General features: G+C 42.7%; 21 protein-coding genes and 1 pseudogene. 13 read left to right on the forward strand and 9 right to left on the reverse strand.

Going from position 1 to position 25486, the window contains the following annotated elements; genetic code table 11:
* Window positions 1-26 precede the first annotated feature (26 nt).
* Window positions 27-2297: a transglycosylase domain-containing protein gene (locus tag V7K44_RS13475; protein ID WP_334932159.1), complete on the reverse strand. Its 2271-nt coding sequence runs from the start codon at window positions 2295-2297 to the stop codon at window positions 27-29.
* 670 nt (window positions 2298-2967) lie between these two features.
* On the opposite strand from V7K44_RS13475, the gene V7K44_RS13480 reads away from it, so the two are divergent.
* A complete protein-coding gene (locus V7K44_RS13480) occupies window positions 2968-3672 on the forward strand; it encodes a hypothetical protein (protein WP_334932161.1) in 705 nt (234 codons plus the stop codon).
* Window positions 3673-3880: 208 nt separating this feature from the next.
* On the opposite strand, the gene lspA is transcribed toward V7K44_RS13480, so the two are convergent.
* Both lspA and V7K44_RS13490 read right to left on the reverse strand, forming a co-directional pair.
* Entirely contained in the window at window positions 3881-4357 is a 477-nt protein-coding gene (lspA, locus tag V7K44_RS13485; RefSeq protein ID WP_289795760.1) for a signal peptidase II, read from the reverse strand.
* Between the two features lie 160 nt (window positions 4358-4517).
* Window positions 4518-5105 (reverse strand): biotin transporter BioY, encoded by a 588-nt coding sequence (locus V7K44_RS13490; protein WP_334932163.1) that lies wholly within the window; start codon window positions 5103-5105, stop codon window positions 4518-4520.
* A gap of 587 nt (window positions 5106-5692) precedes the next feature.
* Between V7K44_RS13490 and pstS the strand changes: the two genes are divergently transcribed.
* From pstS to V7K44_RS13515, 5 genes are all read left to right on the forward strand, one after another.
* The gene (gene pstS / locus V7K44_RS13495; protein WP_334932165.1) at window positions 5693-6874 is read left to right on the forward strand and encodes a phosphate ABC transporter substrate-binding protein PstS; all 1182 of its coding nucleotides are present in this window, start codon (window positions 5693-5695) and stop codon (window positions 6872-6874) included.
* Window positions 6875-7023: 149 nt separating this feature from the next.
* Window positions 7024-7974 carry a phosphate ABC transporter permease subunit PstC gene (gene pstC / locus V7K44_RS13500; protein ID WP_334932167.1) on the forward strand — a complete coding sequence of 317 codons (951 nt, stop codon included), beginning with the start codon at window positions 7024-7026 and terminating at the stop codon, window positions 7972-7974.
* 19 nt (window positions 7975-7993) lie between these two features.
* Complete coding sequence (gene pstA / locus V7K44_RS13505) at window positions 7994-8875, forward strand: phosphate ABC transporter permease PstA (RefSeq protein WP_334932169.1); 882 nt, start codon at window positions 7994-7996, stop codon at window positions 8873-8875.
* A 57-nt stretch (window positions 8876-8932) separates the two neighbouring features.
* Window positions 8933-9739 carry a phosphate ABC transporter ATP-binding protein PstB gene (gene pstB, locus V7K44_RS13510; RefSeq protein ID WP_334932171.1) on the forward strand — a complete coding sequence of 269 codons (807 nt, stop codon included), beginning with the start codon at window positions 8933-8935 and terminating at the stop codon, window positions 9737-9739.
* Window positions 9740-9859: 120 nt separating this feature from the next.
* Window positions 9860-10141: a hypothetical protein gene (locus V7K44_RS13515; RefSeq protein WP_334932173.1), complete on the forward strand. Its 282-nt coding sequence runs from the start codon at window positions 9860-9862 to the stop codon at window positions 10139-10141.
* Between the two features lie 24 nt (window positions 10142-10165).
* Here V7K44_RS13515 and V7K44_RS13520 read toward each other — a convergent pair whose 3' ends face one another.
* Together V7K44_RS13520 and V7K44_RS13525 are read right to left on the reverse strand one after the other, a co-directional pair.
* A complete protein-coding gene (locus V7K44_RS13520) occupies window positions 10166-10732 on the reverse strand; it encodes a Uma2 family endonuclease (protein WP_334932175.1) in 567 nt (188 codons plus the stop codon).
* Window positions 10733-10898: 166 nt separating this feature from the next.
* Window positions 10899-11495, reverse strand: coding sequence for a glyoxalase-like domain protein (locus V7K44_RS13525; RefSeq protein WP_334932177.1), 597 nt, complete (start codon window positions 11493-11495; stop codon window positions 10899-10901).
* Between the two features lie 196 nt (window positions 11496-11691).
* Here V7K44_RS13525 and V7K44_RS13530 point away from each other — a divergent pair, with 196 nt between their 5' ends.
* A complete protein-coding gene (locus tag V7K44_RS13530; RefSeq protein ID WP_334932181.1) occupies window positions 11692-12330 on the forward strand; it encodes a sigma-70 family RNA polymerase sigma factor in 639 nt (212 codons plus the stop codon).
* Window positions 12331-12419: 89 nt separating this feature from the next.
* Window positions 12420-13499: a tetratricopeptide repeat protein gene (locus V7K44_RS13535; protein ID WP_334932183.1), complete on the forward strand. Its 1080-nt coding sequence runs from the start codon at window positions 12420-12422 to the stop codon at window positions 13497-13499.
* A gap of 362 nt (window positions 13500-13861) precedes the next feature.
* Here V7K44_RS13535 and V7K44_RS13540 read toward each other — a convergent pair whose 3' ends face one another.
* The 3 genes from V7K44_RS13540 to hisG all read right to left on the reverse strand — a co-directional run bounded on the left by V7K44_RS13540 (window position 13862) and on the right by hisG (window position 17506).
* Complete coding sequence (locus tag V7K44_RS13540; protein WP_334932186.1) at window positions 13862-14599, reverse strand: hypothetical protein; 738 nt, start codon at window positions 14597-14599, stop codon at window positions 13862-13864.
* Between the two features lie 338 nt (window positions 14600-14937).
* The gene (locus V7K44_RS13545) at window positions 14938-16392 is read right to left on the reverse strand and encodes a sensor histidine kinase (protein WP_334932189.1); all 1455 of its coding nucleotides are present in this window, start codon (window positions 16390-16392) and stop codon (window positions 14938-14940) included.
* 469 nt (window positions 16393-16861) lie between these two features.
* Window positions 16862-17506, reverse strand: a complete 645-nt coding sequence (gene hisG / locus V7K44_RS13550) for an ATP phosphoribosyltransferase (protein WP_334932191.1) — start codon at window positions 17504-17506, stop codon at window positions 16862-16864.
* Between the two features lie 76 nt (window positions 17507-17582).
* Between hisG and rppA the strand changes: the two genes are divergently transcribed.
* Both rppA and V7K44_RS13560 read left to right on the forward strand, forming a co-directional pair.
* Complete coding sequence (gene rppA / locus V7K44_RS13555) at window positions 17583-18281, forward strand: two-component system response regulator RppA (RefSeq protein ID WP_334932206.1); 699 nt, start codon at window positions 17583-17585, stop codon at window positions 18279-18281.
* A 37-nt stretch (window positions 18282-18318) separates the two neighbouring features.
* Complete coding sequence (locus V7K44_RS13560; protein WP_334932193.1) at window positions 18319-18588, forward strand: hypothetical protein; 270 nt, start codon at window positions 18319-18321, stop codon at window positions 18586-18588.
* A 61-nt stretch (window positions 18589-18649) separates the two neighbouring features.
* On the opposite strand, the gene V7K44_RS13565 is transcribed toward V7K44_RS13560, so the two are convergent.
* Complete coding sequence (locus V7K44_RS13565; protein WP_334932195.1) at window positions 18650-19681, reverse strand: 1-acyl-sn-glycerol-3-phosphate acyltransferase; 1032 nt, start codon at window positions 19679-19681, stop codon at window positions 18650-18652.
* Between the two features lie 328 nt (window positions 19682-20009).
* Here V7K44_RS13565 and V7K44_RS13570 point away from each other — a divergent pair, with 328 nt between their 5' ends.
* From V7K44_RS13570 to V7K44_RS13580, 3 genes and pseudogenes are all read left to right on the forward strand, one after another.
* Window positions 20010-20264, forward strand: a complete 255-nt coding sequence (locus tag V7K44_RS13570; RefSeq protein WP_334932197.1) for a helix-turn-helix domain-containing protein — start codon at window positions 20010-20012, stop codon at window positions 20262-20264.
* A gap of 31 nt (window positions 20265-20295) precedes the next feature.
* Entirely contained in the window at window positions 20296-24372 is a 4077-nt protein-coding gene (locus V7K44_RS13575) for a PAS domain S-box protein (protein ID WP_334932199.1), read from the forward strand.
* Window positions 24269-25099, forward strand: a pseudogene (locus tag V7K44_RS13580) (IS630 family transposase). The gene V7K44_RS13575 and the pseudogene V7K44_RS13580 overlap by 104 nt, the downstream one beginning before the upstream one ends.
* The last annotated feature ends 387 nt before the right edge of the window (window positions 25100-25486 follow it).

The raw sequence follows: 25486 nt of genomic DNA on the forward strand, positions 1-25486 counted from the left end.
AATAGTTCCCAATGCCCAATCCCTGTTTACCTTGTAATTCTCCGCATATAATTTCCCCACAACTGAGCTGCTTGAGCACTGCTGCCAGATGTCGGGGAATTATTGTCGTTTCCCAACCAAACGCCAGTTACAAGTCGCTGACTGGGGATAAAACCAATAAACCACAAGTCAACGTTTTTATCAGTCGTGCCAGTTTTACCAGCTTCGCCTAGTCCAATGGCAGCACTACGACCAGTGCCTCTTGCGATTACACCGCGCATCAAACTAGTCATTTCATCGGCGACATTAGTTGTCAACACTCGTTTGTTGGCACCTGGATCTTGGTCGAAGGAGTAGATTACACGACAGGTTTTGATATCATTGCGATCGCTGCAATCACCACTGTCTAAAATTCGGCTAATAGCATGGGGAGGATTCAACACTCCGCGATTGCCAATAGCGCCAAAAGCACCAGTCATTTCCAAAACATTAACTACACTTTGACCCAGTACCAAGCCGGGAACTGGATCGAGGTTTGATTTTATCCCCAAACGCTGCGCCATGGCCACAACTTTATCCAGCCCCACTTGTCTGGCAACTCGCAAGGCGATGGGATTTTCTGAAAGCGCCAGCCCGGTGGCAATATCGAAACTAGTGTCAGCACCAGCACGACAAGGTTTATAAGTAAAGCCTTGCCAAGTTAAAGGGGCGCAAGAATAACTATTGGATGGCGAAATTCCCTGTTGAATGGCGGCAGTGTAAGCAAAGATTTTGAAGGTGGAACCTGGTTGTCTTTTGGCTTGAACAGCACGATTGAATTGACTTTTTTTGTAATCAGTCCCGCCTACCATTGCGAGGATACTGCCTGTACTAGAGTCAAGAGTTACTAATGCCCCTTGAGAAAAATTAAAAGTTCTACCAGAGTTGTTGACCGAATTACTTAATGCTGCTTCTGCTTGTTTCTGTATGGCTGGATCGAGCTTGGTTTCAATGATATAGTTTCCCTCTCTTGCAGCTCCCTCCCCTAAAATTGATTCGAGTTCAGAAAAGACATAACTGTAAAAATAAGGTGCGATCGTTTTAGCTTGCTGTTCGCAGACTTTAGGACTAATTTGGACAGTGGAGCGTCTAGCCCGGTTCGCATCCTCTGCTTTAATTTTGCCCATCTCTAGCAACCGCTTAATCACACGATTTCGGTATTCGGCCGCTTCTAGCTTATTTGGCCCATCCCCACAAAAATCGAAAGCGTTGGGGGCTGGTAAAATTCCTACCAATGTTGCTGCTTCTGCCAAAGTTAATTCTTTAGCCGACTTCTCAAAGTAATATCGGGCTGCATCCTCAAAGCCAGAAGTATCCCCTCCCAAAAAAACCCGATTTAAGTACATCAGCAAAATATCATCTTTGCTGTAAAAGGTTTCGAGCTTGAGGGCGACAACTGCCTCCCGCAATTTGCGGCCAAGGGTATCCTGTCTACCTACATACTCGCGGAACAAACTGCGGGCAACTTGCTGGGTAACAGTACTGGCTCCTTGTTGCACATCTCCGCTGCGGCTATTAATCAACACAGCTCGTAAAATCCCTAGAGGATCAACCCCAAAGTGCCAGTAATAACGACTGTCCTCTGAAGCCACTACCGCAGAAGGCAAATAAGGGCCAAATTCCTCTAATCGCTTCATGTCTACATGAGAGATTGTCCGAGGCTCTCTCAGGGGAGTGGCTCCATCACGGGCGTAAACAACTACTGGGGCGCGTGTCGCTGTCGGTAGAGGTTTGACTGAAAATTTCAGCCATTCGACACCAATCACTAAGGTTAATAGGGCACTGACACCACCAACTCCATAAGCTGTCCAACTTGCAGCTTTAACATACCATGCGGGTGGATCGACATATTGCAACCGCACAGAAGCGGCGAGTTCTGGGGGACCCAGAGTCAGAATATCGCCGTGACGCAGTTCTAGAGAACTAACACGACGTTTGCCACGATAAATGCCATTGGTGGAGTTTTCGTCTTTGATCGTGAAAACTGGTGTGCGTTGAGTAGAATTCCGCGATAGTGACAGGTGAATTTGGCTGACAACAGGGTTACGGATAACGATATCGCTGGATTTGGAACTACGACCGAGAATATAGCGATCGCCCAACAGTGGATATACCTCTGCTTTATCCGCCCCCGCATCCTGCACCCAAAGTTCTGGTACTTTGGCATTAGGCTTGAGCGCCAATTTTGAAAAATCGACCCTAGCTTGAATCGTATGTACTGCTTGAGTCAGTTGACCTAGTAACGTTTGTGGCTTGTGAGGGGGTTGGGGAGAACTCATCGGCTATTCACATCACAGTTTTTAATGAAGAATCGGGCGAATTACAATCAATTTTAGATGTTAATCTTTCATCATTTTACTCATAAGCCAAAGCATAAATTAGCTATACGGGACTTTATTGATTTAATTTATACTTAATCTTATATTATAGCTAGAAGTTATTTGTGATTTTAGTCACTTCTTTATAGAATAGAACTTACGCATTGACAAAGACAGCCAACTGTGGATTTCCTCTCATTACAAGGCTCCGCCTTGTAATGCTCTTATGGGAGGCAGAGCCTCCCGTCAAACAAGTAGGCAGCAGCCCACCTCGATCGCATTCCCAGGCACAGGCTGGGAACGAGGCATGGTAAGACTCTTAGTTTAACAAGTTGACTATTCACATAATAATCAATGTGTAAAGTGCGTAAGTCCTATATAAGAAAAATTTCTTCTATATTCTCCAAGGCTTAGTAAGTAGCTAGTATTTTTCATTCAATAACTACAAGTATAATTTTCCCTTTTGTCTTTTTAAACACTAGCTATTAACAAACAACTGAATTTAATTGTCACCAATTTTACATATCCACATATTCTGAAACAAACCTAAATATCTTCATTTAGGAGGATTTTCTAAATCTTAATTATCTGCTTTAATAGGGCGAGTGTTCTGTTGAGGTTTAATTTCAGAATGATGGGAAAATCTCTGACCCTGATTGGTACAGCTTTATCTTTGGCACTTACCACTAATATTGCTGTAGCCCAATCCAGTAAATCCCCCATAGCCCAATCTAGTAGCGACTCCACTAGTGCACCAGCGGAAATTAAAATGTCGCCAGAAGGGATGAAAATTCTGTGCGAGCATTTTCCGCTCAACTCCCGCTGTTCCGGCGGCACAGCAGCCACCCCTAGCGCTCCTGGTAGCACTACAGTACCAGCAGAAACAACACCAGCAGAAACAACAACGCCTGATAGCACCACCACTCCTGATAGCACAACTGCACCAGGAACCACTCCTCCTGAATCTGGCACTCCCGAAACCACTCCAGCACCAGGAAGCATGACCCCACCGGCACCTGGCGCACCTAGCAACTTAACTCCAGCACCAGGAAGCGTTACTCCAACCACTCCTGAAGGCGCACCTAGCAACCTAACTCCAGCACCAGGAAGCTCAACCACTCCTGAAGGCGCACCTAGCAACCTAACTCCAGCACCAGGAAGCGTTACTCCAACCACACCTGAAGGCGCACCTACTACTCCTGGCAGCACTACCGAACCAGGTAGCTCAACTACACCTGAACAACCTGGCACTCCTGGCACTCCTGGCAGCAGTATCGAACCAACTCCCAGTACTCCCGGCTCTAGTGCGCCAAAAACTCCTACCACAGGTAACTAAATTAAAAGCTGGGGCGTAATCTAAATATTAGTTTGCCATCAGCGATCGTCGGTGCATCTTTCTTGAACTCTTGCACCAGTTATGCAAACTGGTGTCAGGTAACAAATAAAAATTGATAAAACCTTATACGTAAAGTCTTCGCATATAAGACTAAGCAAGGGTTTCACTAAGTCAATAGCCTGGGATTAATCATCCCAGGCTTAATAGTTTAATGGGATCTGCCAGTTGAAGTGGGTGTTTTTTGCAAGGAAGCGATTAATAGGCAAACGATACCGATACTAATAAATGAATCTGCCACATTAAATACAGCAAAGTTAATCAGGCGAAAATCAAGAAAATCAACGACATAACCTAAAACAAAACGATCGATACCGTTGCCCATCGCTCCACCTAAAATCAAGCCATAGCCTAACTGATCCCACAAATTTAATGTTGGGCCAATTAACGCCAATGCTATCAAGACTAAACTCACTCCTAGAGACAGCCAGCGCAACCACTCTACTTTCCCGCTCAACAGACTAAAAGCCGCACCAGTGTTAGTGACATACGTGAAGTGAAATATCCCAGGCAAGAGTGGTAGTGTCTGCCCCAAGCTAAAGCTTTGTACTACCCAGTACTTTGTTATTTGGTCTAAGAAAAAAGCAATGAAGGCAGCGATCCAGAAAAGACGATTTTTTAAATGCATGGCGAATTAGTCATTAGTCGTTCTACTTGTAGTGAGCGTAGTCGTTGGCGTGGTCACTGAGCGTAGTCGTTCGCGCAGCGTCTCGCAGAGAAGTGCAGCCTCTCCAAGAGTTGTATTGGTCATGAGCTTTTGACAAATGACAAAGACGAAAGGCAATAAACTAATAAAACATTAAGTGACGCAATATATATGCTATTACAGTAACTGCACAGACCACGATTAGTTGACCTGGTAGTGCAAACCAGGAATATCTAAGGATTGCTTGCATCAAGGGTAGATTTTCTGTGCCTTTCCACTGAAAAAAATAGCTAATAATCAAATAAGTAATACCGCAGATGTGGAGAGTTAACAAGCCACAGATACAACTAAAGGCCAGAGTTTCTAGTCGAGGTCTTGCTTTAAAAGCAACTAAGCCACAAATCCAAGCTCCAGGAATAAAACCTAGTAGATAGCCAAACTGAGAAAGCTTGACATAACCAATACCGCCGCCATCAGCAAATACTGGTAATAAGGTTAACCCCATTACTAAATAGGCAATTTGCGAGAGCGCACCCGCATTTTTGCCTCCTAAACAACCCACTAACAATACTGCGCCAATTTGAAAAGTGACCCCTAAAGAAAAAGTCTGAATTCCGTGCTGACTCCAAGTCCAAGGAAAGGTGATGCCATAAACTTCTAAGAAGGTACCACCCATTGTCAGGAGTAAGCCAATCATAGACCATAGTAATTGATTGGAAGCAGCAAACATTTATCAGGCAACTAAGGAAAAGCAAAAGGGAAAACCAACAGCAACTAGTATATTCATTAATATTGAAATCAAATTTGTGCTTATATCTTAAGAACTAGCATATTTTCTTTTGCCTTTTTGGTATTGTAATTTTTCAGTTCTAAGAATTGTAGCTGAGGTGTCTATTATCTGATTTTCTTGGCTGAGGCGTGCTGTGAATTCTGGTATTTAACCTAAAATATGGTAAATTAATATTATCTATACAAGTATTTATACTAGTTTTGCAGAGCAGTACCTAAATTTGGCTACAAAGTATTTAATGCTTAATCTTAATTAATATTTATATATTTTTTTATGAATTGACCAACAAAATTACACTAACAATAAATTTTTGTAAATAGGTATAACAAACTTCCTTTAGTAATATTTCTATCTCAGATTGAAAGCAATGTATAAAATTTATCAATAAAAACTAGAAATAAGGGTTTGCTCTTCATCAAAAAAACAAGTATCTTTTTGCTTTGTTAACCTTTCGTTAATCTCTATTGTTGTTCTTTGGGAGTATCTTAGAAACGCTCACCTGAAAAGTTACTAAAAAATTGATAGCGATGCTCTCACGTCTTAGTGCAATAAAAACTCATCGCCTCACAGGTTCAATTTCAGTGTTAGCACTGACAATCAGCCTAGCAGCTTGTGGCGGACAGCAAACACCAGATGGTACAGCCACCAAGGATACGCCTTCTGGTACTGCTACCGATACTACTGCCTCTAGCCCAGCTAAATTAGACCTTGGCGGAACCGTAAAGTTAAGCGGGGCTGGTGCGTCTTTTCCGGCACCACTGTACGATACTTGGTTCACAGATTTAAACAAAAAATATCCCAATCTGCAAGTTGACTATGCATCAGTTGGTAGCGGTTCTGGAGTTGAACAATTTATCAAAGGCACTGTAGACTTTGGTGCCAGCGATGTCGCAATGAAGGATGAAGAAATCCAGAAAGTACCAGCAGATAAAGGTGTTATTTTACTGCCTGTGACTGCTGGTAGCATCGTGTTGGCTTACAACTTGCCTGATGTTCCAGAACTCAAACTCCCACGAGCCGTTTATGCCGATATTCTACTAGGCAAAATCACGTCTTGGGATGATGCCCAAATTGCCAAGGCTAACCCAGGTGTAAAGCTTCCGAAAGAGTCAATCACAGTTGTTTATCGTTCCGATGGTAGCGGAACTACGGGTGTGTTCACAAAACACCTCAGTGCTATCAGCCCTGAGTGGAAGAGTAAAGTTGGTGAAGGCAAAACTGTCAACTGGCCTAAGGGAGTAGGGGCTAAAGGTAACGAAGGTGTTACTGCCCAAATCCAACAAACTCAAGGTTCGATTGGTTATGTCGAGTATGGCTATGCCAAACAAAATAGTCTCAAGTTTGCTGCTTTGGAAAACAAAGGCGGTAAGTTTGTTGTAGCTAGTGAAGAATCAGCTTCTAAAACTCTCGAATCAGTACCTCTACCCGCAAATCTCCGCTCCTTCATTTCCGATCCCGAAGGGGCTGATTCGTATCCCATCGTCACTTACACCTGGATTTTGGCTTACAAGAAATATCCCAATGCGGCAAAAGCCAAGGCGATTGAAGCTGCCATCGAATACGCTTTAACTGATGGACAGAAGCAGGCTAGTGCATTAGGATATGTTCCTCTACCCTCAAATGTGATCACAAAGGTGGCTGCTGCTGCTGACCAAATCAGTCCAGAGTACAAAATTTCTGTTGCTAGTGGTAGTAGTGCTAGCAAGTAAGCAAGCAATAAAACATGCCTATCCAGTAGTAACTTTGGACACGGAGTTACTATTGTATAAGTCAGTTTAAATAGATCGTGAGGCGACAATTTTACTAATCTGGTTGCCTCCTATATTCTTCTCTGATTTAATTCTGAAAGTCGGTATTCATGACTACAAATTCTCAAAATCTGTCATCAGCGATGAAAAATCGCTCTAGCGCAGAAAAATCCTTAGATTTGGGTTTTATTTGGCTGACTAAAATTTTTGCTTTTGGGGTTGCTGGGACTTTATTATGGATCGGGTCGCAAGTTGCAATTGCCTCTTGGCCTGCTATCCAAAAGTTTGGTGCTGGCTTTTTAGTCAACACCACTTGGAACCCGGTTAATGATACCTATGGGGTGCTACCTCAAATTTATGGAACTCTCGTGAGTTCTTTTATTGGTCTGCTGATAGCAGTCCCAATTGGTGTTGGTACTGCTATTGTACTGAGCGAGGATTTTTTACCTGCAAAAGTGAAACTGGTACTGGTTTTTGCGGTAGAACTACTCGCAGCTATTCCCAGCGTTGTCTATGGCGTGTGGGGTATTTTCGTTCTAGTGCCAATATTAACCAGCCTGGGAAAATGGCTCAATGGTTACTTTGGCTGGCTGCCATTTTTTAGCACTTCTCCTACAGGGCCAGGAATGTTGCCAGCGGGAGTCATATTAGCGATTATGACTTTGCCCATCATTACAGCTTTATCTCGCGATGCCTTGATTTCTGTACCCCCCAGTTTGCGCCAAGCCTCGATAGGACTAGGAGCAACCCGCTGGGAAACAATTTTGCAAGTTCTTATCCCAGCAGCCTTTTCGGGCATAGTTAGTGCTGTGATGTTGGGACTTGGCCGCGCAATGGGAGAAACAATGGCTGTAACGATGTTAATTGGCAACTCCAACAACATCAGTCTCTCTCTTTTTGCCCCAGCCAATACAATTTCTTCTCTACTGGCAAATCAATTCTCAGAAGCTAGTGGTTTGCAAGTTTCGGCTTTAATGTATGCGGCTTTAATTCTATTTTTCTTGACACTAGTGGTCAATATTCTGGCAGAGTTGATCGTTCTGAGAGTCAAGCGAATATAGCTTAGTTTTGGGTTAAATTATGACTTCTAATTTTCCAGAGCGCAGTTTAACTCGCTCCGCCATGTCTCAAAGAACACTGTTTAATACAGTGATGACCGTAATCGCTTTTACCTGCGGAGTATTGGCACTTGTTCCTTTGCTAGCAGTACTTTCTTATGTAATTATTAAAGGCTTTAGCAGTCTAAATCTGGCCGTGTTTGTTGAATTGCCACCCAAAGCTCTCCAAAAAGGAGGAGGCTTTGGTAATGCAATTTTAGGCACGCTACTGATGGTAGGAATTGCTGCCTTGATTAGTATCCCCTTTGGAGTTTTAGGGGCGATTTACATCACAGAATTTAGTTCGGCGAGAGTAGCCAGATGGGTGCGTTTTGCGGCTAACGTCCTTAGTGGAGTCCCCTCAATCATTGCTGGGGTATTTGCCTATGGGATTGTAGTTTTAACAATGGTAAAGTTGAACTTAGGATCGTATTCAGCTCTAGCTGGAGGGTTTGCACTGGCAATTTTGATGTTGCCAATTATTCTGCGAACTACTGATGAAGCGTTGCAGTTAGTATCGCAAGATTTGCGACAAGCATCTGTAGGGTTGGGAGCGACTAACTTTCAAACTGTAAGTCAAGTAGTCTTACCAGCAGCTTTACCAGCTATTGTAACTGGAGCAACGCTAGCGATCGCCAGAGCATCTGGAGAAACCGCACCTTTGCTATTTACTGCTCTATTTTCTAACTTTTGGCCAGATGGTTTATTCCAACCAACAGCTTCACTGGCTGTTTTAGTTTACAAATACGCCATTTCTCCGTTTAAAAATTGGCAATCTCTAGCTTGGGCAGCATCTTTGATTTTGGTATTGATGGTTCTAATCACAAGTATCATCGCTCGCTGGGCAACTCGTCAAAAAGCTTAGTAAACAACCATCCACAGTGCAAATCCCCATCGCTAAAATCAACACTAAATTTAATTTATGGCTACCAACACTAGGACAGTGAATGACACTGAAACCGTTTTACGGGCTGAAAATCTCAACATTTACTACGGCAAGTTTTTAGCCTTACAGAATATTTGGCTAGATATACCGAAAAATCAGGTGACTGCTTTTATCGGCCCTTCCGGTTGTGGTAAAAGTACATTGTTGCGATGCTATAACCGCCTCAATGACCTGATTGAGTCATTTCGGGCAGAAGGTAAAATACTTTTTTACGATAAAAACTTGTATGCACCCGATATCGACCCTGTAGAAGTGCGTCGGAGAATTGGGATGGTGTTTCAAAGACCAAACCCATTTCCCAAGTCAATTCATGACAATATTACTTTTGGAGCTAAAATCAACGGCTACAAAGGTGATTTCGATGAATTAGTAGAAAGCAGTCTCAGAAAAGCAGCTTTGTGGGATGAAGTCAAGGATAAACTACATCAAAGTGGCTCGTCTTTATCTGGTGGACAACAACAGCGGTTATGTATTGCTCGCGCGATCGCAGTCCAACCTGAAATTATACTGATGGATGAACCTTGCTCCGCTCTTGACCCCATTTCTACCTTGCGTGTTGAAGAACTGATTCACGAACTTAAAGAGCAGTATACTATTGTGATTGTCACCCATAACATGCAGCAAGCAGCGCGTGTTTCTGATAAGACAGCCTTTTTTAATGTTCGGACTTCAGAGAAAGGAACCCGTAGCGGCTACATGGTAGAGTACGACGCAACAGAATTAATTTTCAACAATCCTCAGCAAGAAGAAACCAGAGATTACGTTAGCGGCAAATTTGGATAAATATTTGTTTTACATTGTTGATATTAAAGCAATGAGGGATACTCGGAAATTAAAGCTGTGCGATATTCCTCTATGTTTTTTATTTGAAGGACTTTTTTCTTCCCAACAAACTTCATCTCCATGCAGTCCGAAGTCTATTACTTAGTGCGCTCAAAAACTGACGGGAATTATCTTATAGCTCGTCCTGATGCTGAAACATCGGGTTATTTATTGCTGTTTCAAGAAAACTTTGACGCCCTTAGCTATCTCAACACCCACGCAGCAGAAGTGGCAAATCGCTTTGCTGTAGAATCTATTGCGCGTACACAGTTGGGAAATTTGCTCAAACGCTGGGGTTTTAGCGGTGTGGGTATTGTAACTGACCCATTATTGCCCAAAATTGAGTTTTTACAGCACAATTAACTAATTTGTAATTCGTAATTTTTATTAATTAAATAGTTGTGCGATGGCACAAGTAAAATTAGGCAATATGGGTGAACTCAATTCATCACCATTGAATAACGTAGCAACTAACTTTAAATTCGCTTGTTCGCGTCGATATACTTCCACCTGTTGCTTGCGCCAATCTGCAATCCAATATTCTCTGACACCTCGTGATGAGTACAGCTTAAGTTTTAGTTCTCTGTCCCGCTTTTCATTTTCACTACCAGCAGATAGTACTTCTACAACCAGTTCTGGCGCACCTGTTAAATGTCCCCCCTCGTCTAAAAGTAAAGGCAATCTTTCGTTGCTAGCCCAGACAACATCGGGAATAACATTATCATTGTCGCCAAAAATTATTCCTGGAGCAATCACAACTTCTCCCAGACCAGTAGTTTGTGACCAGTTATCCAAGGAAGTGCTAATTCTGACACAAGTTTTTTGATGCTTCCAGTGGTGCGCTTTAGTCACAAACAATTCTCCGTCAATAATTTCATAGCGATTCCCGTTATCTGGAAACAACTCTAAATCGGCGGTAGTCCAGCGCACTCTCTCAGATATCGGCTGGTTCATAAATCATCTTTGTTAGGGGATTTACCTATTTTAGCCTGGGTGGAAATGGGACATTAATTAGGAAAGAGCCAAGCCGGGAGTCAATCTAAAATCCAAAATCTAAATTCCAAAAATATTGGGTGGAGCGATCGCCCCACCCAACCTAAAATAATCTAATCATTAACTACTAATTCGCTACTTCAGCCACTTCGATAACTCGCCCTTCATAGTCCTTTACCAAAAAGTTCAGGGGTTTGTGGTTACGAATCTTCAATTTCAAACCGCGCATTTCGATTCGCATTAAAATCATTTCCAGGCAATCGTGGTCAAAACAAACGTGGCGTTGTTGATTTTTGCTACCTAAACTTGCACCAGTAATCACGTGTAGCTGGGTGTTTTTCTTCAATTGATACCACAGCCCATCGTTAGCATTATTCATCATTTTGCTAGACAAGCTTGGCCCAGTAGACATATATAACGGATCGATGCCAGTTGCGCCTATAGTTTGTTCGTAGTTGTAGTAATAGTGCAATGGCACCTCAGCTGCTGGCAAATCTAGCAGTCCTTCATACAACTGTCGGGCAATCTCCAAATCTGACACCATTACAGTGTGTACTTTTGGGGCACTGGTGAGAAACATCCACATGGCACCAGCGTAAGCTGCTAGCAGCATCACCATAATGCCTTGGGTGGAGAATAGGCTATCTAAGGGCAGGGAAGGCAGAAAGGAGCCTAAAGTAAGGGGACTGAGCAGGAACGATACCACACTAACTGCTATAACCATGAACAAATAAGGATTCTTTAAGAGAGTTGATTTTATGATTGTCGATTAAGACTAAAATTAAGTCCTTGTTTCTAGTTTATCAATACTCAACTAGTCTGAGTCTCATCTACAAACTGAGCAACACCAAGATATTATGCGATTAACTAGGGGAGTGCAATTCCCAAAACTATTTTAACAACTATCAACTCCAAGACTTGTGCAAATTCCTCATTTTCCTGAAGCTAATCACCCACTGGTGAAGTCGCTGTTCCATCACAGTGACCATGAGCTACTGACTCTGTTTCAGCGCTATCCAGATGCCGGAAAGTACTTTACGGTGATTTTTTGCCGCTATAGCCCCATAGTCTACACCTTAATTCGGCATTCGGCGCGATCGCCTGTGCAAGCAGATTATCTGTTTGCCCTCACTTGGCGACATATTTATTACGAACTTGGTGGACTAAAGTTAACTGACTCTGAATCAGCTGAGGAAGCCTTGACCATGCAGAATTGGTTAATTAATATGACAGCTTTCTGTATAAATGAGATTAAACTACCACCCACAGAAGCAATTCATTATTCTCTGCAAGCGACTTCACCGCCGCTATGGTGCTATGTACAACAGGCATTAGACCAACTACCACCAGTTTTACGATTAATTGTATTAATGGCTCAAACTTTCCACTGGAGTGAAACTAGAATCGCTGCTTATCTACAAGCTGAAGGAGAAGCGATCGCTCCTAACGAAGTAGCCAATTTTCTCCAGGAAGGCTATCGTATGCTAGAGGACAAATTGCCTAAAGATATCCGCGCAATATACTTTGGGGAAGATTTAGCTCAATCACAACTTAAGTAGAAATGCGTATATTAATTGTCTTCAATTTTAAAACTTAAAACTTCTTCTTAGACCTTCTACTTAAACCCGCAACTTTACGGGTAATTTTTATGAAACAACGGCTTGTATTTCCCTACCAAAAGGTAGGCTTAATTTGTGTAGATGCGATTTCTTGTCCTCAGGTACTTTTACACAGCTTTTTACTGTTTGCTTTTTTGCTGAGTCCTGTAGCGGGTGCGGTTGATATTTCCGAACAACTCCATCGCCCTTTAAATAATTCCGTTGGGCGACAATCAAGAGATGAAGCAGACAGCTTGCTGCGTATTGGTCAACAAGAATACACTTCAGGATATGCCGACAAAACAATTGCTTCCTGTTTGCGGGCATTAGAACTATATCATTCCATTGGCGACCTGAAAGCACAAGGTCTGACGTACAATTTGCTTGCTAAGGCTTATGTGCAGCTTGGTAGTTCAAAAGAGGCAGAAGATGCTTTCAGAAGAGGATTAGCGATCGCTCGTGATACTAAAGACTTTCAATCTCAGATTTTTGTGCTGAATAATATCGGTACATTTCTGCTGCAAAAAGGCGAATTTGCTGCTGCTGGTCAAACAATTGAAGATGCACTCGCAATTGCTCACGGGGTGAAAAATATTGAAGGTGAAGGACTGTCTTTGAGTAATTTGGGCTTGGTAAATGCCAGGTTGGGAGATTATAACAAGGCGATTAAACTCTACGAAAATGCTTTAACTTTCCGCCGTCAGACTGGCGATGCCATTGGTGAAGCAAATACCTTGAATAACTTAGGAGATGCTTATTTCGCATCTGGAAATTATCAAGATACCATTGCTACTTATGGTGAAGCAATGCAGACAGCTAAAACCAACCGCGATCGCACTAATCAATTACGGGCAATTGATGGTTTAGTTACGGCTCACACTGCTGTAGGACGTTACGAACGCGCCTTTGACTTATTAGAGCAACGTTTAGCACTCGCGAAAGAATTACAAAATTTACGCGAAGAATTAAAATCTTTTGAATCTTATGCCCAGTTATATAAGCAACAAGGTAACTACCTAACTGCCCGAAATTTTTACGAAAGGGCAATTATACTGGCGCGGACATTGCAAGATAGCAGACAAGAAGTGCAATTGCGGGATCAATTAACTAAAATGCTTCAGCGAAAGTAGCAGTCAACTAATTTTGGATTTTAGATTTTAGATTTTGGATTTGGAATTGACCCCGCGCCACTTGCGGTACGGGGTTTGGGGATTTTAAATTTTGGATTTGGGATTTTTTCCGCCCACCAGGGACGAGGCATGAATCAAAAAAAATCTAAAAGATGCTCTTTACGAGACGCTGCGCGTAGCTTGCAACTCTTACAGAGTACGCGGACTCGCTAACGCTCCACTATCGGCAATCTAAAATCTAAAATTGGCACGGTCAATTTAGCATTACAAGGGCGGTTGGAAACCGCGTCTACACAGGCAAAACCCACCTACGTGGGTTATAAAAGTAGCCGCGAATTACCTTCGCCCTAGCTCTAAATTAATTAATTTAAGAACACTGAACCGTTTCGTTCAATTCTCATCGCACTTCTGCCCTGTGTTGCATTGGTGGCTTCCTTAAATGTAACTTCCAAGCTTCCTGGTTCTGAAGAGCCTTGTGGAGTCACTATTAATTGTCCGCCATCTTGTCGTTCAAATGTTACTGTTACTGGTGCTTTTAAAGCTTGCAGCGTTACATCTGACTTACCTTCTAGCGATCGCGGTGCTGTATCGCCAATCACTTGGAAAGTTATCTTAGTCGCAGTATTATTCACCAACCTGATATTAACCATACCATTAGTAAGTGCAATCCTCGCACTGGGGGCTTGCCGTGGTTCTACCAGTGGTTGTTGGTCATTGGAAACCGTAGGTGGTGAAGGTTCTTGAGTTCGATCGCCAGGAATTGGGCGTGGTGGTCTAGCACCTGGTTGTGGTGGTACGGGAGACACTTGTCCCTCAGCCGGCGGGACTGGTTGTGCTGGTCTAGCACTTGGTTGTGGTGGTACGGGAGACAGTTGTCCTTCAGCCGAAGGAACTGGGCGAGGTGGTATGACACCTGATTCCGGTGATACAGGGGACTGAGAGCGGTTGTAGGGTGGTTCGCTAAAAATACTGGGTCTTGGGTTAACCTTAACAGTAGATTCTTGTGCTAATGCTTGAGGAATTGCTGGCAGACTAATTAGTAATCCCCCACAAAGAGCGCCAAATAACTTGCTAGACTTGCGAAAATTTTGAGACTTCATATTTGTTTTTGACTCCTAGAAAAACTTCAATTTTTTTCTTACTAAAAGATTTCTCCAGCCGGTAATTAAATTAAGTTTTATCGGTTGTTGAGTACATCTAAACATTTAACAAACTACTCGATTTCTCGCATCTAGCTAAGGATACGGAAATAATCTAAAAAAACTTGAAATATTTCATTCTCAAGATTTACAATCTTAACCATTGTCATTAAGCACATATTCGTAACAGTCAAATTCAATATACCGCTAGAAAATAAGTTTATTCACTAAGAATTAAACTCCACTTGAATGGACTAAAATCTTACATCTATCACAGGAAATAAAAATTTATTAGCAAATTATGACTCAAGAGTTATTGGTAAAGTGATAGTAAAGGTAGTGCCAATGCTTTGGGTACTTTCAACTTGAATATTACCGTGATGATGTTCGACAATAGCTTGAGCGATCGCTAATCCCAATCCTGAACCTGTAGCGCTGGCTGTCGCTGTATTCCCCATCCTATGAGTGCGTGCCGGATCTACTCGATAAAAGCGGTCAAATAAGCGTGGTAGTGCTTCGGCTGGAATTCCAACTCCGGTATCACTCACCTTAACTTGCAACTGGGCACTGGTGTTACGTAGTCCAGAAACACGATTTATTCCTTCTATCCGCGCCAATTCCACTTTCACTCGTCCACCTGCTGGAGTGTAATGCAAAGCGTTAGCAATTAAATTTGTGAACAGCCGCACCAATTGATCCCAATTACCTACAAGAGTAAACCAATTTTCCAGTAATTCGGGGCTAGTTTCAGAGGTCGGAGGGTCAACTAAGTCTAGAGAAAGGGTGATTTCTTTCTCAGGGACTAACAATTGTTGTTCTTCAACCACCTCTATTAGCAAAGCATCCAGCGGACAAGGTGAAAAAGTATCTTTGCTAATACCACTATCCTGTCGTGCTAGGAAGAGTAAGTCATTGACTAACTTACCCAAACGCTGCGTTAACCGTTCCACTACTTTTAACTGTTGTCGATATTGCAAAGAAGTAGTTGTTTCTGTCTCTGCTAAATCCAAGTCAGCAAGAGCAACTTGCACATTAGTTTGAATCAAAGTGATCGGACTTCTAAGTTCGTGGGAAGCATCAGCAGTGAATTGTTTAAGACGTTGATAAGATTCACCCACCGGTTCCATTGCTTTACCCGAAAGAAACCAACCACTTGCGCCTACGGAAAGCACCATTAACCCAATACCTAAAGCCAAATCAAAAATTAACTGGCGACTAGGTTTAGTAACTTCAAACCAGGGATGACTAACACGCAGATATCCTAATACTTGTCGTCTCACTTCTACCCGTTCGGTGACTTGTCGCAATAAGAGTGGGGAGTTAGGAATTTTCAATTTTGAATTTTCACTCTCTCCCTTGACTACGCGCACAGTTTCACCAGTGCGATTGGCACGAATGGGAATATTTAGGGGTTCAGATAGCGTTGACCAAAGTAATTTACCAGTTGGACTAAACCATTCTAGGTCAATGTGGTCATCTTCTACAGTGTCGCTATTATCGCCAAAACTGGCTTCTACATTAATGCGAAATTTATCTGCATCAGTATTAATTGGCTCAAATATGAGCGTAGATGCACAGCCACTTGTTGTCAGGCAACGCTCTACTATTTCTACTACATGGTTAAGGGTATCATCAATCCGCTCAATCAGTGTACTGCGGACGTATAAATAAACGCCACTGGCAAACAGTAGTAGTAATACAGCAGTGACGGCAGTGTACCAAATTGCAAGACGGCGGCGAGTAGCTTGAAACATATTTTCACCTACTTCGTGTTAAGAATAATTGGAAAGTGGTTTTTATTATTAACAATTTTGCTCAAAACAATACTAGTTTATTTTTTTGCGATCGCATCAAATTTAAATGCTAAAAAAAATAATATAAATATAACTTCGATTCAATTTGCCGAACGGTTAAAGAAAAAATTAATCTTTGTATGCCGTGAGTTTCTACGCATCTTATGCAACAAAGGGTAAGACCTTTTAAAACCTAGTTTTTAGCCAAAAGTTATACCAATTTGAAAAAGAATGCAACAAATAAACCATTTGTAGAGACGCGATTCATCGCGTCTTCCCAAGGATGTGTTGCAATCATTAATTGAATTGGTATAACAGTTGAGTATTTTTTATCTGCAAGTCACTTGAATACGAGACACTGTACAAACGAATAGTGCAGCGTTAGTTAGGAACGAGCATCTGGAGAAGCGTTATTACGAATTACATGATATTAAACCTCTACCAAAATGGCCTCGCGCAGCTTGCTAATCACATCACTCAGATTACCTGTATTCAGGCGGTAACTCAGAGGATGAGCAATCAACCGCGCCGTGCTTTGATACAGACTAGCAATTTCAATCAAACCATTTTCGCGCAAAGTCCGCCCTGTAGAAACCAAATCTACGATCGCTTCTGACATACCAGTAATTGGACCTAGCTCTACTGAACCATACAACGGCACTATTTCCACAGGTAAATCCAGACTATGGAAATATTCACGAGCGCAATTCACATATTTTGAAGCAACTCTACCATGCGGTGGTAAATCTAAAGGCGATCGGTAAGCACTTGATGCTTTTACCGCCACTGACATCCGGCAATGACCAAACTGCAAATCTACCAAGTGGGCAACTTGCGGCTGCTTCTCCCGCAGCACATCGTAACCTACAACACCCAGTTGTGCTTGACCATATTCCACATAAACGGGCACATCTTGCGCGCGCACCAATAAAGCTTTCGCAACTCCCTTAGTGTCAGGAATTTGAAGTTGGCGAGTTCCTGAATCTAAAAAAGCACTAAAATCTAATCCGACAGCTTGTAGCAAGCGGATGCTATTTTTAAGTAGTTCCCCTTTTGGCAATGCAACAGTCAGCATTTTTTTAATTGGTATCCTTAGCGTCTTGGCAGTTGAATAATATTGAGAATATCTCTATATGCTTACCACAAGCAGCATGAGAATTTTATTAGTTGATGATGAAGTTGAACTAACTCAACCCTTGAGCCGCTTGTTAACTCGTGAGGGTTATGCCGTAGATGCCGTTTATGATGGGACATCTGGCAGCGAACTTGCACAGGCTGGCAGTTATGACCTACTTATTTTAGATTGGATGCTGCCAGGAAAAACGGGGTTAGAGATTTGTCAGGAATTGCGACGCCAAAGCAAAACCACTCCCGTATTGTTTCTTACAGCTAAAGATACTCTCGATGACCGGGTACAAGGTTTAGATGCTGGTGCTGATGACTATTTGGTTAAACCTTTTGAACTGCGGGAGTTATTAGCAAGAGTCCGTGCTTTATTGCGTCGTTCTGGTACTCAAACCTATGAAACCACCACCGGACGTTTAACTGTTGCTGATTTAGAACTCGATTGTGAAAATCAAGTAGCCTATCGCCAAGGACGAATAATTGAGCTATCACAAAAAGAAAGCCAGTTGTTGCAATACTTTATGGAACACACTGGACAACTTCTGACTCATGCCCAGATTATGCAAAATTTGTGGCAAGAGTCAGAACAACCCAGTAGTAATGTAATTGCGGCATTAATTCGTTTGCTGCGCCGTAAGATTGAGGTAGGTAAAGAAACTACGCTGATTCACACAGTCTACGGTAAGGGTTATCGTTTCGGTGCTTCCTCAGTAGAGTTAGTTTAGTGCCTCGACATCAGTATTTTCCACAAATAGATAAGCATTGGTAACGAAACAGGTTGTGTTGCTAACGAAACAGGTTGTATTGCTAACACAACAGATTGTATTGGTAACAAAACAGGTTGTATTGCTAACAAACGGACAAGCTGTGGTAGGAACAATAACTTCATTCCTAACAACACGTCAATACAGCATTACCAATGTTTTCAACGATTTTCTCTATTATTGGCTTAGTCAACAGTATGGTGGCGATCGCACTCACAACAGTTATCAGCGTCCCAAGTTCCACAAATGCACTACAAACTTACAGTAGCTTTCATTTAATTGAACCACATCGTAAACCTGTCGTAATCAACAAATTTTAGCTTTTAGTATTAAGATTTACCCAAAAATTGATTAATTTGAAGTTGCAGTTTTTCTCTTAATTGTTGCGCCTGTTGATAAGCTGCTGCACGCCCTTTCTTTGAGTGGTTATTCAATCCTGCTGGTTGCAAAGGGCTAATAAAGTAACGCAAACGAGTTCTCATTGCCCAAACTCCCATTGAGGGAAACAGAAGTAAGGCAAACATCAAAGGCGACAAAGGTAAGAATGGTAGTTTGACTAGTCGTTGTAACTTGGTGAAATTAATGGCCCAAGGATGCAGAGATTCACTGCCGATGCAAACTACTGGCAGAATGGGAATATGATAGCGATCGCTCAACTGAATAAAGCTCACATCAAACTTTTCTAGTTGATAGCGTCTTCTCCAACCTTTCAAAGGCCCACGAATACCTTCGGGTGCATATAAGAGAATTTTACCTTGAGCGAGTGCGCCCTCAAAATCATCTAATTCGGCTCGCACACCACCTAAAACCTGCGACCATTGAGGTGGTAGCCACCAAATCACCCAAGGATGCTCAAATAACGCTGAATTTGCTATGGGTTGTACTACCCATCCTTTGGCTTCACTTAATAAATAACCCAAGGTTAAAAAGTCCCAAGGAAAACACATTCCGGCATGATTCATTGCCACAATCAATGGCCCTGTTGATGGCAAGTTTTCAACTTGTTGCAACTCTCCCCGAAAATAGTATTTAACGATAGGGGCTAGAATTTCTTTGCCAAAAGCTTGTTGATATTTAGGATCGAATTCACCAATTTCTTTTCGGGGTGAACGAAAACCCAGACGCAACCAGCGACTCAGCAACGCTAGATAAAATCCACCAGGAATTAAAAATAATCCATATTCTAGCCAATTCCAACCATCTCGATCTGTGTGATAGTGCTGCCAATGGCGGTTGAATAAAATTAGCCACCCTGGAGGATACCAAAGACAAAACCAATCAAACCAGTTAAATATATAGCCTTCACTTGGTGCATTCTCTTGTTGACTGTTTAATAAGTTTTCGGAGTGTTGATTAATCAAAACAGTTAAAGATTAGGATTAGGCAAAAGTTTTATTAATAGTGGATCGTAACTTTCTAATTTTTTGACTGGCATCTGACCAGAGAAGTAAAGATAACTAGTAATTATTTAGTTAAATTGCCTTAGATAATACTATCGTGCCATCCCATACTAGGCAAAACTTAATGTTTATTTTATATATACCTTCTACAGCAAACAGTAAGCCGTGAAGACTGATAACTGAATTTTGATGTTTCGCCAAAAGATGAAATTGATAACGACTAATGATGATTTAAATTCTTCCTCAAGCTGGAGACGAATGGCGAGACATCTGTCTTACTCTTCCTACTATGGAACTAGGAAAGCCACTCAAAATTTCAGATTTAATCCGCGAACTTCGGCAGCAGTTCGATCTCTCTCAAGAAAAGTTTGCAGCTAAGTTAGGAGTTTCCCTACGCACAATCAATCGCTGGGAGAACGGATCTACAGTGCCTTCACAGATGGCACTCAAGCTGATTAAAGAAATGTTAGAGAAGATGGGCGAAGCAGGCAAAAGATTAGTGAATGAGTATCTCCCAAAATCGGAGCAACGGGAGGACTCTTAAGATGATGGTGAAAGTACCTAAAAAATTTTTCATGATGCGTTCTCGGTTCATAGCTTTTAATGTAATGATTTTGGCAGTCATAACGGCACTGCTATTGACAAAAGTGTTACTGCCAGTTTTCGATCCGAGCGTATTTACACTATTTTATGCTGCTGTGGCAGTCAGCGCCTGGTATGGCGGTATGAGACTTGGAGTACTAGCGATCGCTTTATCTGTGACAACTGCACTCTATTTTTTGATCGATCCAGTCTACTCCTTCGATTTCCTCAGCCTGAAAGTTCTGGTACGATTAACCACATTCTCACTAGTATCCTTCTTAATTACTGCGCTATCTTCAGAGTTGCGAACTGCTAGATGCAAAGCAGAGACAAGCCTCAAGTTGTTGCAAAATAGCGAAATGCGGTTTAGCCTACTGGCAGAATCCAACATAATTGGGGTAATTGTAACTGATATGAACAACGGCTTCATTATCGAAGCCAATGATGCTTTTCTGAAGATGATCGGCTATACGCGAGAAGATTTCTCTGCTAACCAAATCAACTGGCGCAAGATTACCCCGCCTGAGTATCTTCTTTTGAGCGAACATTCAGTGGAAGAAGTGAAAACTACTGGAATATGTAAGCCTTTTGAAAAAGAATACATTCGTAAAGATGGCGATCGCATTTCTGTTCTGCTCGGTTCTGTGATGCTGGGAGATAGTCAAGAAACGGTCATTGCCTTTGTTGTTGATTTGAGCCAACAGCAAGCTGCGCTACGCGAACGCAAACAAGCAGAAGCGGCATTACAGCAAGCCAATCAGCGCAACACACGCACTCTAGAAAACATGAGTGATGCATTTATTACTCTAGACCGGGACTGGCGAATCATCTACCAAAATGCCGAAGCAGAGCGAATTAACGGTAAACCCCGGACAGAGGTCATTGGTAAGTCGCACTGGGAGGAGTGGCCTATATCATTAGGTACGAATGTAGAGCGTCAGTACCGACGGGCAATGGCAGAGCAAATTCCCGTCCACTTCGAGCATCACTACTACTTACCATCTAAGTATGACTTTTGGCTGGAGATTCACGCCTACCCTAGTGAAGATGGTCTTGACATTTTCTTCCGCGACATCAGCGATGTCTACGACGAGCTTCGCTTACGCAAACAAGTAGAACGAACTTTGCGACAGAAAGAGGAACGTCTGAAGTTAGCGAACGAGCGGTTTGAGTTAGCAGCATCTGCGGTAAACTGTCTGATTTATGACTGGAATATAGAACAGGATAGCGTTGAAAGAACCGAGGGTTTAACCCGAATTTTGGGCTATTCCCTCCCAGAAGCTGAAGCAACTGGTAATTGGTGGTGTGAGCTTGTTCATCCAGAAGATTTGCCAAGCGTACAAGAGGCGATACTTGCTTTGGTAAATAGCGATCGCTATGCTGCCGAATACCGAATTCGCAACAAAAACAATCAGTATATCTATGTATTAGATCAAGGGATAGTGGTGCAACGGGATGCAGATGGAAACCCAGTACGTTTAGTTGGCAGCACTACAGATATCAGCAAACGCAAACAGGCAGAGAAGGCAGTCCAAGCAAGTGAGGAACGGCTCAGGAGTTTTGTGAAAGCGAATATAGTTGGCATTCTCTTTGGTGATGTGAATGGTAGCATCACTGAAGCCAACGACGAGTTTTTGCGAATTGTCGGCTATACCCAAGAGGATATCCAAGCAGGTAGATTAAGCTGGGCTGATATCACGCCATCTGAGTATCAATATTTAGATGAACTGGCTATTGCCGAAGCAATAGCGAAGGGAACCTGTACTCCTTATGAAAAGGAATTTATTCGCAAAGATGGTTCCAGCGTCCCAGTTATAGTTGGCTACTCCCTTTTAGGAGAATCTCGGCATAAATCAGTCGCATTCATTCTGGATATTAGCGATCTCAAACAAGTTAAAAAAGCGCTGAGTCAGAGTCAAGAGCAATTTCAAGCTTTTATGGATAATATTCCCGCCGCCGCATGGATTACAAATGCAGACGGACGTGTAATTTACCTCAGTCCAACTTATTTGAGCACATTTAATGTAGCAACAAATAAGGCGATCAATAAAAACATTTTTGACCTATACCCAGTCCAAATTGCTCAACCCCTCCTCGATAACATTAGAATAGTTGCCGAGACTAATCAGGTTATTCAAACGATTGAGTCTGCCCCACGCACAGATGGCACCCTTGGCGAATTTTTGGTCTATAAGTTTCCCATTGCCGATGCGTCTGGCCAACGCTTGGTAGGAGGGGTTGCAATTGACATTACCGAACGCGAACGCGCCCTTCGCGAACGTCAGCTTGCAGAACAAGCCTTACAAGAGCGCAGTGAAAGACTTAAACTGCTTTCGGAAACGACCAGTGATTTGCTTTCAACGGAGCGCCCTTTGGATCTAATGAACAGCTTGTTTAGCAAACTCTCGGCGCAAATGGATTTGCATTGTTACTTTCACTATTTAATCGATACACAGGAAAATAAGCAGAAACTCCGGTTAGTAGCTTGGAACGGCATTACTGATGAAGTATTTCAAGCAATTGAATACCTAGAATTTAATCAAGGGATATGCGGACTAGTGGTGCAAGAACGCCGTCAAATCGTCGTCAATAATGTGCCGCAGTCTACCCATCCCCATGCCCACATTCTCCATGCTTTAGGAATTACAGCCTATGCAGGTCAACCGTTAATTGCTCAAGGAAAGCTGCTTGGTGTCCTCTCCTTTGCCAGTCGCACCCGTACCCATTTTACTTCTGGGGAAATAGCTCTATTACAAGCAACCTCCGATCAGGTGGCGGTTGCTCTGGAACGCGCTCAGTTAATGGCTTCGTTACAGCGACGGAAAGAAGAATTAATCCAAGCTAACCGAATCAAAGATGAGTTTTTGGCGGTGCTTTCCCACGAACTTCGCACCCCACTAAACCCGATTTTGGGATGGTCGAAATTACTACAAACGAAAAAATATGATCAAGCAACCACTACTCGCGCTCTCGAAACCATTGAGCGCAATGCCAAGCTGCAAACCCAATTAATCGAAGATTTACTGGATGTCTCTCGCATTCTCCAAGGTAAGCTGAATTTGAATATTGCTCCTGTAAATCTAGAAACTGCGATCGCCGCAGCAATAGAAACTGTACGTCTAGCCGCTGAAGCCAAATCGATCGATTTGCGATTTACGATTTTAGATTTTGGATTAGACAATTCTCAAATAAATTTAGAGTCTATCGATTTTAATAAGCAACTTAACAATTTAAAATGCCAAACTTCAAATTCTAAATTTTTAGTCAGAGGTGATTCTAGTCGCTTGCAGCAAGTTATCTGGAATCTAGTTTCCAATGCTATTAAGTTTACACCCCAACGTGGAGAGATAGAAATTAGTTTAGAATCTGTTGGTTCTCAGGTTCAGTTGCGAGTCAGTGATACAGGTAAGGGAATTAGCCTTGACTTTTTACCATTTGTCTTTGACTACTTTCGACAAGCTGATGGCGCAACTACCAGAAAATTCGGCGGACTGGGCTTAGGATTAGCTATTGTTCGTCACATTGTCGAGCTACACGGCGGCACAGTTAAGGCAGAAAGCTTGGGTGAAGAACAGGGAGCAACCTTTACAGTCATGCTACCGCTAATTCAGGTCGATCTAAATAGCCATCAGATTGCCTTTCAAGCTGATGATTTACCCAATTTAAAGGGGTTGAAAGTTCTGCTTGTGGATGATGAGCGGGATACACGAGAGTTAATTGCTTTCATTTTGGAGCAATCTGGCGCGGTAGTAATCCAGGCTGCATCTGCGATGGAAGCACTACGAATTATGCCTCAGTTCCAGCCAAATCTGCTGTTAAGCGACATTGGAATGCCAGAAGTAGACGGTTATATGCTAATTCGTCAAATTAGAACTATGTCACCAGAACAAGGAGGGGAAATTCCTGCGATCGCCCTTACAGCTTATGCTGGTGAGGTTGATTATCAACAGGCAATTGCCGCCGGATTTGGGCAGCATATCACCAAGCCAGTGGAGCCAGCTAAATTACTTCGTGCGATCGCTAACCTATACCATCAATACATGGTTTCAGCGTCGGAGGGAAACGGGTGACTTTAATGCCAAAGTCAGAGTGCATCGGGGGAATGGGCACAAAATCACTGACTGGGAGAAGTTTCGAGCATTCGTAGAAACCTACGCTTCCAAAACTCAGGCGGAGATGGCCGAACTGTGCGAGGGTGATATTAGCGATCATACCATCTCACGAGGGCTGAAGAAAATCGGATTCACGCGAAAAAAAAGACCTATGGGTACCGCGAACGGAATGAGGACAAACGGCGGGAGTTCCTCAAACAGCTAGCCGAAGGTTTTGCCTGAGTTGATTGTGTATGCTGATGAGGCTGGCATGGATGAGCGCGACGACTATGGCTACGGCTACAGTCTCCAAGGTGAACGCTTCTATGATTTCAAGTCAGGTCGGAGAACGGGGCGAGTTAATATGATTGCGGCGTTGTGTGCCCAGCAGTTGCTTGCACCATTCACGATTGAGGGAGCTTGCAACCGCCAAGTCTTTGAGACATGGTTAGAAGTATGCCTGATTCCGGCATTAAAACCAGGGCAGAAGTTGGTGATTGACAACGCTACCTTTCACAAAGGTGGACGTATTGACCAATTGGTGCAGGCTGCTGGTTGTGAGGTCTGGTATTTGCCAGCTTACTCTCCTGATTTAAATAAAATTGAGCGATGCTGGTCTTGGCTAAAAAGTCGTATCCGCAAGCAACTGGAGTACTTCCCTACCTTGCGAACGGCGATGGAGCATGTCCTGAGCTTAGTGTCCTAACCAACCTGGCGGTTGCTATATCCCTGTTCTGTCACTCTCCGAAAACATTTGCCATTTCTTAATTCTAGAGCTTTTGTATAGCAAGCGATTGCGCGATTCTTTTCTAATAATAAATACAAGACCAATTTTTTTCTAATAGTATAGCTTGTATTGATTGCCTCATAAGACTTCTAGCGATTGCCCTGCCGGAAAGTGACAGAACAGGGATATCACAGGCTACTATTTTTCAGCGATTGCAAAACTTTTCGGTCTACTGATATTGGCACAGTTAAAACTTTAGGATTTTGATGAAAAACCAAAAGCCCCAGGCTGTGGGGCGTGGGGCTTTTGGTTATGAATTATAAAACCTGGCATCGAGCTATTTTTGCGTAGGGCTACCCCTAAACT

The sequence above is a fragment of the Nostoc sp. genome (assembly GCF_036917235.1).
Lineage (GTDB): Bacteria > Cyanobacteriota > Cyanobacteriia > Cyanobacteriales > Nostocaceae > Nostoc.

Coding starts and splice junctions, on each gene's coding strand:
- V7K44_RS13475 (WP_334932159.1), bottom strand. CDS start 2,297: ATGAGTTCTCCCCAACCCCCTCACAAGCCACAAACGTTACTAGGTCAA.
- V7K44_RS13480 (WP_334932161.1), top strand. CDS start 2,968: ATGATGGGAAAATCTCTGACCCTGATTGGTACAGCTTTATCTTTGGCA.
- lspA (WP_289795760.1), bottom strand. CDS start 4,357: ATGCATTTAAAAAATCGTCTTTTCTGGATCGCTGCCTTCATTGCTTTT.
- V7K44_RS13490 (WP_334932163.1), bottom strand. CDS start 5,105: ATGTTTGCTGCTTCCAATCAATTACTATGGTCTATGATTGGCTTACTC.
- pstS (WP_334932165.1), top strand. CDS start 5,693: ATGCTCTCACGTCTTAGTGCAATAAAAACTCATCGCCTCACAGGTTCA.
- pstC (WP_334932167.1), top strand. CDS start 7,024: ATGACTACAAATTCTCAAAATCTGTCATCAGCGATGAAAAATCGCTCT.
- pstA (WP_334932169.1), top strand. CDS start 7,994: ATGACTTCTAATTTTCCAGAGCGCAGTTTAACTCGCTCCGCCATGTCT.
- pstB (WP_334932171.1), top strand. CDS start 8,933: ATGGCTACCAACACTAGGACAGTGAATGACACTGAAACCGTTTTACGG.
- V7K44_RS13515 (WP_334932173.1), top strand. CDS start 9,860: ATGCAGTCCGAAGTCTATTACTTAGTGCGCTCAAAAACTGACGGGAAT.
- V7K44_RS13520 (WP_334932175.1), bottom strand. CDS start 10,732: ATGAACCAGCCGATATCTGAGAGAGTGCGCTGGACTACCGCCGATTTA.
- V7K44_RS13525 (WP_334932177.1), bottom strand. CDS start 11,495: ATGGTTATAGCAGTTAGTGTGGTATCGTTCCTGCTCAGTCCCCTTACT.
- V7K44_RS13535 (WP_334932183.1), top strand. CDS start 12,420: ATGAAACAACGGCTTGTATTTCCCTACCAAAAGGTAGGCTTAATTTGT.
- V7K44_RS13540 (WP_334932186.1), bottom strand. CDS start 14,599: ATGAAGTCTCAAAATTTTCGCAAGTCTAGCAAGTTATTTGGCGCTCTT.
- V7K44_RS13545 (WP_334932189.1), bottom strand. CDS start 16,392: ATGTTTCAAGCTACTCGCCGCCGTCTTGCAATTTGGTACACTGCCGTC.
- hisG (WP_334932191.1), bottom strand. CDS start 17,506: ATGCTGACTGTTGCATTGCCAAAAGGGGAACTACTTAAAAATAGCATC.
- rppA (WP_334932206.1), top strand. CDS start 17,583: ATGAGAATTTTATTAGTTGATGATGAAGTTGAACTAACTCAACCCTTG.
- V7K44_RS13570 (WP_334932197.1), top strand. CDS start 20,010: ATGGAACTAGGAAAGCCACTCAAAATTTCAGATTTAATCCGCGAACTT.
- V7K44_RS13575 (WP_334932199.1), top strand. CDS start 20,296: ATGATGCGTTCTCGGTTCATAGCTTTTAATGTAATGATTTTGGCAGTC.